Source organism: Candidatus Methylomirabilota bacterium (assembly GCA_036001065.1).
Classification (GTDB): Bacteria; Methylomirabilota; Methylomirabilia; order Rokubacteriales; family CSP1-6; genus MNEF01.
The window spans coordinates 19097-27863 of the sequence record DASYUQ010000239.1 but is presented as its reverse complement, the minus strand read 5'-3'; the positions used below and the strand labels follow the sequence as shown (position 1 = coordinate 27863).

The following is an 8767-nucleotide window of genomic DNA, read 5'->3' as shown; positions in this document are numbered from 1 at the left end:
CCTTTCCGTCAGCGTGCAGCTTGATTCGGGTGCGGAGGTCGTGCGTCGTTCCGGTGTAGAGCCGTTGATCTCGATCACTCCGCAACACGTACGTGTAGTACACGGCGCCTCCCTTGGCGCGAATAGTTGGAACGGCACTAGTCCTCCCGCACGGCAACCCAGTTCTGCATACGACGCCGGCCCACCAGCCGTCCGAGGCAACTCGCCTCGTTCGACGAGACGACACGGAAGCCGCGGCCAGTCAGGGCCCGTTCGATCTGGCCGATGATCAGGTCGGTCGGGTGAAGCCGGTAGGCGTTGAGGTGCGGCCGTCGCCAGCGGTCGATCCGGCGGAGCCAGTAGCCCAGGTAAGAGTTGGTGTCCACGCTCAGCCCGAGCACGCCCCCGCGACGGACCACCCGGCACATCTCCGCGACCGAACGGGGGACGTCCTCGACGTGGTCCAGGACGTTGTTGCACACGACGACGTCAAAGCTCGCGGCGGGGAACGAGAGGGCCTCGGACTTGCCGATGACGTAGCGGCACTCGGCCCTGATGCGGCGCACCAGTCCGTCGGCGTGCGGGTTTCCGGTGGCCACCGGCAGCAGCCCCAGCGAGTCCACCCCGATTCGGAGCCGGCAGCGGGGGAAAAGCCACAGTAGCCCCGTGCCCATCGGCCCCACGCCGACGTCGAGCAGCGAGCCTGGCTCGGCCGCCACGTAAGCCTGCAAGCGCCAGGCGAGGTCCAGATCCTCGCCGATCTCGTACATGACGCCGATCGAGTCGCTGCAGCGCCGGCTCCAGTAGTTTCGCTCGCGACTCTGCGCGTCCCGCCAGACAGCGCGGGGCTCGACCTCGCCCCCGACCGCGAGCGACGGCGGCCCCGGGTCAGTCACTGGCCCGCCCTCCACCCAGCCGGCCTTCAACGAGCCGAACGAACCGCATCGCCACCTGCGACCAGTCGTAGGCCGCATGCGCCGCCGCCTGGTCCAGCGTGGGAGGCATGGCGCCGGCCAGGATCTCCTCGACGGCCCGCGTCCACCGGGCGTAATCCCGCACCGGGATGACCGCGCCGGCTCCGTGGGCCCGCATCCGCTCCCACGTCTCGCCCACCGGCGTCGTGAGGACGGGCAGGCCGCAAGCCATCGCCTTCATGACGGCCACCGATGACCCTTCGGCCGTCGAGGTCGATACGTACACATCCGCGATCCAGTAGAGCTTCCGGAGGCGCTCGCCGGTCACGTAGGGATGGACCAGCACCCGCCGCGGATGGCGCACCCGCCCGACCAGGACGGCGAGCGCGTCAGTGTGCCTGGCCTCGCCGTGCCCGGCCAGCGCCAGCAGCACGTCCGCGCCCTCGCGGACCTGGTCCACGGCCTCGATCAGGCGATCGAACTGCTTGCGGGGGACGAAGTTCCCCGAGGCGAAGAGAACGACGGTCGATGGGCCGATACCCTGCGCCGCCCGCAGCGCGCGCTTGACGTCTTTGTCGGGGACTGGTCGCCAGAAGTCGAAGTCGCAGCCCATGGTGAGCCGCTCGATGGGACCGTGATAGACCTTGCTGACCTCCCGCGCATCGTAGGAGCACTGCGCCGTGACCGCATCGATCCACCTCAGCTCGCGCCCGAGCCGCCAGTGCTCCAGCGCCAGATCGAGGTAGGTCAGCGGTCGGTGGAGCCCCAGCAACTCGGTGCTCGGTACCGTGCACATGCCGTGTCCCACGAGCAGAACGGGCCAGGATCGGTCGGGCCCGAAGCGCTCCAGCAGCATCCCATAGAAGGGGACGCGGAAACCATGCAGCACCAGCAGGATCCGCCGGTCGCGCAGCGCGCCGAGCCGGCGCAGGACTGGCTCGCTGTAGAGCCCGGGCATGCGCCGAACCCCACGGCGGTACGGGCGCTCGAGGGCCGGGAACAGACGATGGACGACCCCCGTCTCGAGTGTTTCCGCGTACTCGCGATCGGCGCGCAGATCGGGCTGCCACACCTCCCAGCGGTAGGACGCGCCGGCCCGAAGCACGCTGGCGCCGAGTAGGTCCGGCCATTCCCGTTTCCAGAATCCCACCCACGATCCATCCGGCCGCGCCCACGCCACGTCGGGACGCGCGCCGGGAGCGAACTCATAGGCGGGACCGTGGGGCATGAGATTGACGACGAGTGGCCGCTCGGTCATACGCGCAGGACCCATAGCCCCGTCGCCCGCCAGAGCCCGTACCGCGCCCGCTGGACGAGCGCCCCGGCGCCATCCACCCTTCGGTGGATCGCGCTCCCACCGACGTAACGCAGGCCCAGCCCGCTGAGCCAGCAGTGCCAGCGGAGGCCGCCGTACCGCGCCTCGTGGCCTTCGAGATGGTAGGGGTGCGTTTGGGAGCCTGAGAACGACCCCTTTTCCACGAGCAGCCCCCCCGGGCGCAGCGCCGTGATGAGACGGCGGGCCGCCTCCAGCGGCTCCGGCAGGTGCTCGAACACGTCGAAGCAGATCGCCACGTCGTAGACGCCGTCGGGCTCGGGGAGCATCGACGCCGAAGGCAGAAATCGAGCCGTGCGGCCCCGCCGGGCGAAACGGTGTCGGGCAAAGCGAAAGGCGGGGCCCTCAACGTCGACCAGCGCGACCTCGTAGCCGCGCTCGGCCAGGAAGAGCGCGTCGGTTCCCACCCCGCAGCCAAAGTCGTAGACGCGACGAAAGCCGACTGTAGCCGGGAACCGCTCAGCCAGCAGCCCCAGGGTCTCCCAGTAGGGACTCCGCGACGGGCTGGCGTGCCACTGCATGAGCTCCCAGACGTAGAGGTCGGTCGACTGGTAGAAGCGCAGGATGTCCCCGGCCGTCCTGGGGTCGGCGCGCCGCCAGGCCTCCACCATCTCCGCCGAGGAGTACTCGCGGAGCCGCGTCAGGCACGCCTCACGGCTGAGGCCGGTGAACGTGGCCAGGTCGTCGAGGTCGTCAGGGGTGACGTAGATCGGGTCGAATCGGTCCTCGGCCTCGACCACCGGCGGGCTCACCGGCATGGCCGCACCGTCCAGTCGTGGTCCGACGGCGTTCTCACTTCACGTACCGCCCGCTGGCCAGCGCGTGCAGGACCCCCCAGGAGAACCCCAGCGCGTAGGTGACGGCGAACACCGGCAATCCCAGCTCGCCGTGTCGCACCGCGGAAACCACCCCGCGCTCCAGCACGCCCGGGACGTTGCGGTCGGCCAGGGCGGCCAGGCTTCGCCGCAGCCGGCCCTGCGGCGCCACGCACACGTTCCGGCCGTGCCACGCGGCCTCGCGGAGGACCTCCCGCAGCGATTCCGGGCCCCGGTGATAGCAGACCGCCCCGCGCACGATGCGGGCCAGCACACCCGTGCGGCGGGCTACGGAGAGATCGTCGCCCCGGCCCTCGTTCTCGGCGAAGCCGCCCGCCTCGAGAAAGAAGTCCTTTCGCACGGCGCGGTACATGAGCTCGCCTTCGGGTGGGGTCACCGGCTGGCGCCGCCGCCCGGGCCGCCGGAAGTAATAGCTCTCGCACCGTGCCCAGCGGTGGTCCCAGTTCAACACGAGCTCGTCCCAGTGGCACGTGGCCACGGCCTCGCCCAGTATGATGGGCGCCACCAGCGTCGAGACGTAGCCGGCCTCGTAGACCATGTCGGCGTCGGCAAAGACCAGGATGTCCCAGGCCGCCTTCCGCGCCCCGACGTTGCGCGTCGGCCCCAGACCCCGGTGGGGCTGCCGCAGAACGGTGAGGCCCGTCGCCTCACAGATTCGCGCCGACTCGTCCCGCGATCCATCGTCGACCACGACGATCTCCAGGGGCCGGAAGTCCTGCCCGAGGAGGGACAGCAGGCTCTCCCGCACGCAGTGGGCCTCGTTGTAGACGGGCACAATGACGCTGACGGACGCGTTGGGGATGGGGCCCCGGCCCGGCCGGCCAGCCGCGGTCACCGCGGTCGGCTCGATCACCGCCGCCGCTTCCACACTCGGCGAATCCGGGTGGCCAGGGCCCGGCACCGGCCCGAAGTCTCTTCGCGGTCGGCCGCGCCTGCCCAGGCGACCCGCAGGGCGGCTCGGTACGCCTCGAGCGGGTTCGGGCGGGCCTCCGTTTCGTAGCGGAACGCCCCGAACCCGGAAAAGTGGCACTCCCGCGTGAGTTCCAGCTTCGGGTAGGGCAGCGCCTCCCAGAACCTCGGCAGGTCGTTCATGAGGACGTCGTCGAGGACGACGAGCGCGCCGGGGTTGCACAGGTGTCGGTAGACGCTCCACTCCGCCGCCAGCTGAACGAAGGTGTGGTCGGTGTCGATGAACAGCAGGTCGATGCCGATCGGCAGGTCGACCCCGAAAATGCTCAAATCGAGGTCGTTCCCCGAGACGAAGCGGAATCGCGCATCGCTCGTCGCGGACGCGGGCACGAACTTGAGGGTCGGTCGGAGGTCGCAGGTGACCAACCGCGCGGCCATCGGCAGCTCCGACAGCATGATGAGCGTGCTGGCGCCGAGCCCGCCCCCCAGCTCCACGGCCAGGCTCGGCTTGAGCAGCCGGACCGCCAGCGCCAGCCACTGGTAGTAGAACGACCGGCCCTCGGCATTCACGATGTACCCTCGGTACTCCTCGTCGACCCGCGAGAGCACGTCCGCCGGCGGCTGGTAGGTTCGGCTGGCCGCGACGATGTCCCCGTGCAGCCGCGTCAACGAGTCAGGCCCGACCATCCGCACCATCGCCGGCGCGGGCCTCGCAGGCCACATCGCCATCTATCAGGAACCTGCTCTCGCGCTCGAACACCCGATAGCCGGCCCCATAGAAGTCGCCGTCGACGACGGTGAGAGGAGCCGCCCACAGGATGAAATCGGACGGCACACCGTCGGCCACGACGAAGGCATCGAGGCGGTAGCGCCCGGGCACGAGCGGAAAGCGCCGGATCTCGCAGACGAGCCTGCCCGCACCGGGAATCCGGGCCAGCCTCCGCCCCAGGAACCGGGACCCGAACTGAAAGAGCAGGTCGCCCGCCTCTGTCCGCACGACGATATGGAACTCAACGTTCCGCGCCCCCCGCCCGTCGCGCGTCTCGTACTCGAAGACCAGGCGCACGGTCTCGCCGTTGCGAATGGCCTCGAGCCGCTCGTCCTTGTCGTTCTGGATGCCGAAGCCGATGAGCCGCACCTCTCCCGACCCGGTGCGGTCCCGTCGCTCCGCCACCGGGGGTTCCGCCGCCCCGCTGAACTGGTTGAGGTAGACGGTCACCGCCTCGGTGGCGGGGCCGGAGAACACCACCCGTCCAGCCTCGAGCACGAGACCCCGCTCACAGATGCTTGTGACGGCACCCATGTTGTGGCTCACGAAGAGGATGGTACGGCCCGTCCGGGCCACGTCCCCCATCTTGCCCAGGCACTTGCGCTGGAAGGCGGCGTCGCCCACGGCCAGGACTTCGTCGACCAGCAGGATCTCTGGCTCCAGGTGAGCGGCCACCGCGAAGGCCAGACGAAGGTACATGCCGGTGGAGTAGTGCTTGACGGGCGTGTCCAGGAAGCGCTCGATCTCGGCGAAGGCCACGATCTCGTCGAATTTCCGCTGGATCTCGGTGCGTCGCATCCCGAGGATGGCCCCGTTCAGGAAGACGTTCTCGCGCCCGGTGAGCTCGGGATGAAACCCGGTGCCGATCTCCAGCAGCGAGCCGATGCGCCCGGACAGCACCACCTCACCGGACGTGGGTTCGGTGATCCGGGCCAGGATCTTGAGGAGCGTGCTCTTGCCGGCGCCGTTGCGGCCGATGAGCCCGACGACTTCGCCCGGGCGCACCTCGAAGGAGACGTCCCGCAGCGCCCACAGCGTGTCGGACTCGGAGGCAGCTCGCCCCCAGGCTCGCCGGCGGAATGGCGCCGTCAGGGCCTGCGTCAGGCTCTCCCGGAGGCTGCCATAGGGGCCGCGGGGCGCGCCGATCGTGTACCGCTTGCCCACGCCCTCGGCCCTGATCGCCAGCATGCTCACCACTCAGATGGTGTCCGCGAACGTGCGCTCCGTTCGGCGGAAGTAGGCGAGGCCCGATACCAGGATGACCACCGTGACGGCGGTCGACGTCGCCAGGAGGCCGCCGGATGCGCCGGAGGTGCCCAGCAGGGCCCGGCGGAAGCCCTCCACGACCCCGGCCATCGGGTTGAGCCCGTACCAGGCGCGCCAGGGCTCGGGCACCAGGCTGGCCGGATACGCGATGGGCGTGGCCAGGAACCACACCTGCACCAGGAACGGAATCGCGTAGCGCACGTCGCGGTAGCGCACGTTGAGCGCCGACAGCCAGGCGCCCGCCCCGGTGGCCAGTCCCAGCGCCAGGAGCACGAACAGGGGAAGGCTCCAGACCGTGGGACCGGGGGCCACGCCGTAGTAGGCGGCGAGCACGACGAAGACACCGCACGCGATCAGGAAGTCGACGAGGCTGGCCAGCACCACCGCCAGGGGGATGACGAGCCGGGGGAAGTAGACCTTCGTGATGAGGTTCTGATTGACGACGACGCTGGTGCTCGATTCCGTCAGCGCGTGCGCGAACAGCTGCCAGGGCAGCAGCGCGCAGAGGGTGAACAGCGGATAAGGCATCCCCTCGGAGGGCAGCCCACCCAGACGACCGAAGAACACCGTGAACACCACCATGGCGAACACCGGCTGGATCACGGCCCAGGCGATCCCCAGCATCGTCTGCCTGTACCGGACCTTGATGTCGCGCCAGGCCAGGAAGTAGAGCAACTCGCGGTACGCCCACAGGTCGCGCAGCGACACCCCGGTCCAGCCCCTCGACGGCCGGATGACGACGAGCGACGGACCGGCGGCCTCCGCCACTGGCTCGACCATTACTTCCTCGCTCGGCCCGCCCGCCGTGGCCGGCCACCGTGCTCGGTGACGTAGGCCTCCACGGTGGCGGTCCACGCGCCCTGCGCGCGCAGAATCAGCTCCACGCACTCGCGCAGCGCCCCCTGCCCGCCCCGCGCGCGGGTGACGACGTGGGCGATCTCGATCACCTCGGGCGCGGCGTCGGCCACCGCGATGGCGAGCCCCGCTCGCTGGAGTGCGGGTACATCGAGCAGGTCGTCGCCGATGTAGGCGCTGGCTTCGAGCGGGAGCCCGAACTGGGCGCACAGGTCCTCGAGCACCTCGCCCTTGCGCCGGGCCCCCAGCACCACGGCGTCCACACCGAGCTTGTCGGCCCGGGCCTGGGCCACCGTGCTCTTCTCGCCGGTGACGAAGGCCGTTCGTAGCCCACCTCGCTTGGCCAGGGCCACCGCCACCCCGTCGCGGCTGTGGAAAGATTTCAGCTCATCGCCCCGCTCGCTGAGCACCATGCGGCCGTCGGTCAGCACGCCGTCCACGTCCGTCACCAGCAGGCGGATCGGCCGGGCCCGCCGGACGACCGTTCGAGGGACGCTCACAGCGCGTACCGGACCGCCGGGGTCGGCTGAGCTGCGGCATGACTCTCGGCCTCTTCCATAATCGGCAGCACGGCCACGACACCCGCCAGGAACCAGAAGGGCTCCATGATGCGGACGATGATGAAGGTGTTCGATCCGAACGCATGGAACAGCAGCCCGACGAGGCCGGCCACGAAGCCGAGGGCCAGGCCCCGGTCCTCGGGCTGCTGCAGTCGACGCAGGGCGCCAAGGCCGGACCGGAAATTGGCCCACAGGAGCGCCAGGAAGGCCGCGAAGCCGATGATCCCCGTCTCCACCAGTGTCCGGGCGTACTGCGCGTCCATGAACTTGAAGCCGGTGACGCCCCAGCCGAAGACCGGGCGCTGCGTCCAGGCCTTGAAGGCGTTTTGCATCGAGAGCAATCGCTCCGAGGTGGAGGGGTCGAAGGCCACCCCCCCCAGCCGGGCGGTGGCCTGGCCCCGCTCCGGCACGAAGGTCTGGGTGATCCGCCGGGTGACCTGGGTTGGCAGCAGAGACGGGACGAGGAGCGGGGCGGCGACGAGCAAGACCATGAGCACGCCCAGCATCAGCCTGCGCCGGCTGGACAGGACGGCCAGCGCGATCACCGTGGGGATCACGCCCAGGTAGGCGGCGCGTGAGAGCGTGAAGAGGAAGGGGACGGCCATGAGGCCGACCAGACCGGCCATGGCGACCCGCATGCGCAGGCGGGGCGACTCCAACGCGACGCCGGCGGCCACCGCCATCATCAAGAGGAGGTAGCCGCCAAGGGAATTGGGCTCGCCGACTTCGCCCTCGAAGGGGGCCGACACTCGCTGGCCGCCCGGGATCTGGGCGGCGCCGATGAGGCTGACGATGGCGGCCGTGAGCATGGCGGTCATGACCAGTCGCCACGCCTGCGGCCGGTCCCGGAGGTTGTTGACGGTCAGGTAATAGACGACGAAGTACTCCACGTACTTGAGGACGTAGAGGAAGCCGGCCGCGGTCTTCACCGTGCCGGCGACGTAGCCAAAGAGCGTCGCGATGAAGGTCGTGACGATGTAGAGCAGGATCCATCGGTTGAGGGGGGTCTTGACGACGAGCCCTAGCTCCTTGTTCACCGCCGTCTTGGCCAGCCAGCTGAAGGCGATGCCGATCAACAGGAGATCCTCGAACCGGACCACCACCGCGCGGCTCTCGGCCAGACCGCCGCCGCCCACCGCGAACTCCGGCGACAGCAGCATCGAGAAGAGGACGAGGTACAGGCCGGCCTCCGACTTGAGGAAGACGAAGATGAACACGGCCACGACGAAGAAGACCCCGAGGGCGTACTCGAACCGGAGCGTGACGACGCCCTGCGAAAGCGCGAAGGCGACGATCACGATGACGAGCCCGAGGAGGATCGGCCGGGGAAGCAGCACGTCGGTGGT

The 8767-nt window shown here is 69.7% G+C and carries 9 protein-coding genes; all 9 read right to left on the bottom strand.

The window, feature by feature from the left end; translation table 11 throughout:
• Positions 1–137: 137 nt before the first annotated feature.
• The 9 genes from VGV13_22930 to VGV13_22890 are packed head-to-tail and all read right to left on the bottom strand — an operon-like array spanning position 138 to position 8758.
• Positions 138–875: a class I SAM-dependent methyltransferase gene (locus VGV13_22930; protein ID HEV8643932.1), complete on the bottom strand. Its 738-nt coding sequence runs from the start codon at positions 873–875 to the stop codon at positions 138–140.
• Positions 868–2151 carry a glycosyltransferase family 4 protein gene (locus tag VGV13_22925; GenBank protein HEV8643931.1) on the bottom strand — a complete coding sequence of 428 codons (1284 nt, stop codon included), beginning with the start codon at positions 2149–2151 and terminating at the stop codon, positions 868–870. Before VGV13_22925 ends, VGV13_22930 begins: the two co-directional genes overlap by 8 nt.
• Positions 2148–2984, bottom strand: coding sequence for a class I SAM-dependent methyltransferase (locus VGV13_22920; GenBank protein ID HEV8643930.1), 837 nt, complete (start codon positions 2982–2984; stop codon positions 2148–2150). The genes VGV13_22925 and VGV13_22920 overlap by 4 nt, the downstream gene beginning before the upstream one ends.
• 34 nt (positions 2985–3018) lie before the next feature.
• Complete coding sequence (locus tag VGV13_22915) at positions 3019–3915, bottom strand: glycosyltransferase family 2 protein (GenBank protein ID HEV8643929.1); 897 nt, start codon at positions 3913–3915, stop codon at positions 3019–3021.
• Positions 3912–4658 (bottom strand): class I SAM-dependent methyltransferase, encoded by a 747-nt coding sequence (locus tag VGV13_22910; GenBank protein ID HEV8643928.1) that lies wholly within the window; start codon positions 4656–4658, stop codon positions 3912–3914. The genes VGV13_22915 and VGV13_22910 overlap by 4 nt, the downstream gene beginning before the upstream one ends.
• A complete protein-coding gene (locus VGV13_22905; protein HEV8643927.1) occupies positions 4645–5928 on the bottom strand; it encodes an ABC transporter ATP-binding protein in 1284 nt (427 codons plus the stop codon). The genes VGV13_22910 and VGV13_22905 overlap by 14 nt, the downstream gene beginning before the upstream one ends.
• A 9-nt stretch (positions 5929–5937) precedes the next feature.
• Positions 5938–6786, bottom strand: coding sequence for an ABC transporter permease (locus VGV13_22900; protein ID HEV8643926.1), 849 nt, complete (start codon positions 6784–6786; stop codon positions 5938–5940).
• Positions 6786–7361 carry an HAD hydrolase family protein gene (locus VGV13_22895; GenBank protein HEV8643925.1) on the bottom strand — a complete coding sequence of 192 codons (576 nt, stop codon included), beginning with the start codon at positions 7359–7361 and terminating at the stop codon, positions 6786–6788. The genes VGV13_22900 and VGV13_22895 overlap by 1 nt, the downstream gene beginning before the upstream one ends.
• Positions 7358–8758, bottom strand: a complete 1401-nt coding sequence (locus VGV13_22890; GenBank protein HEV8643924.1) for an O-antigen ligase family protein — start codon at positions 8756–8758, stop codon at positions 7358–7360. The genes VGV13_22895 and VGV13_22890 overlap by 4 nt, the downstream gene beginning before the upstream one ends.
• Positions 8759–8767 lie beyond the last annotated feature (9 nt).

Bases quoted from the DNA above. Each gene is read 5' to 3' on its own strand.
- VGV13_22925 (HEV8643931.1), bottom strand. From the start codon at position 2,151: ATGACCGAGCGGCCACTCGTCGTCAATCTCATGCCCCACGGTCCCGCC.
- VGV13_22920 (HEV8643930.1), bottom strand. From the start codon at position 2,984: ATGCCGGTGAGCCCGCCGGTGGTCGAGGCCGAGGACCGATTCGACCCG.
- VGV13_22910 (HEV8643928.1), bottom strand. From the start codon at position 4,658: ATGGTCGGGCCTGACTCGTTGACGCGGCTGCACGGGGACATCGTCGCG.
- VGV13_22905 (HEV8643927.1), bottom strand. From the start codon at position 5,928: ATGCTGGCGATCAGGGCCGAGGGCGTGGGCAAGCGGTACACGATCGGC.
- VGV13_22900 (HEV8643926.1), bottom strand. From the start codon at position 6,786: ATGGTCGAGCCAGTGGCGGAGGCCGCCGGTCCGTCGCTCGTCGTCATC.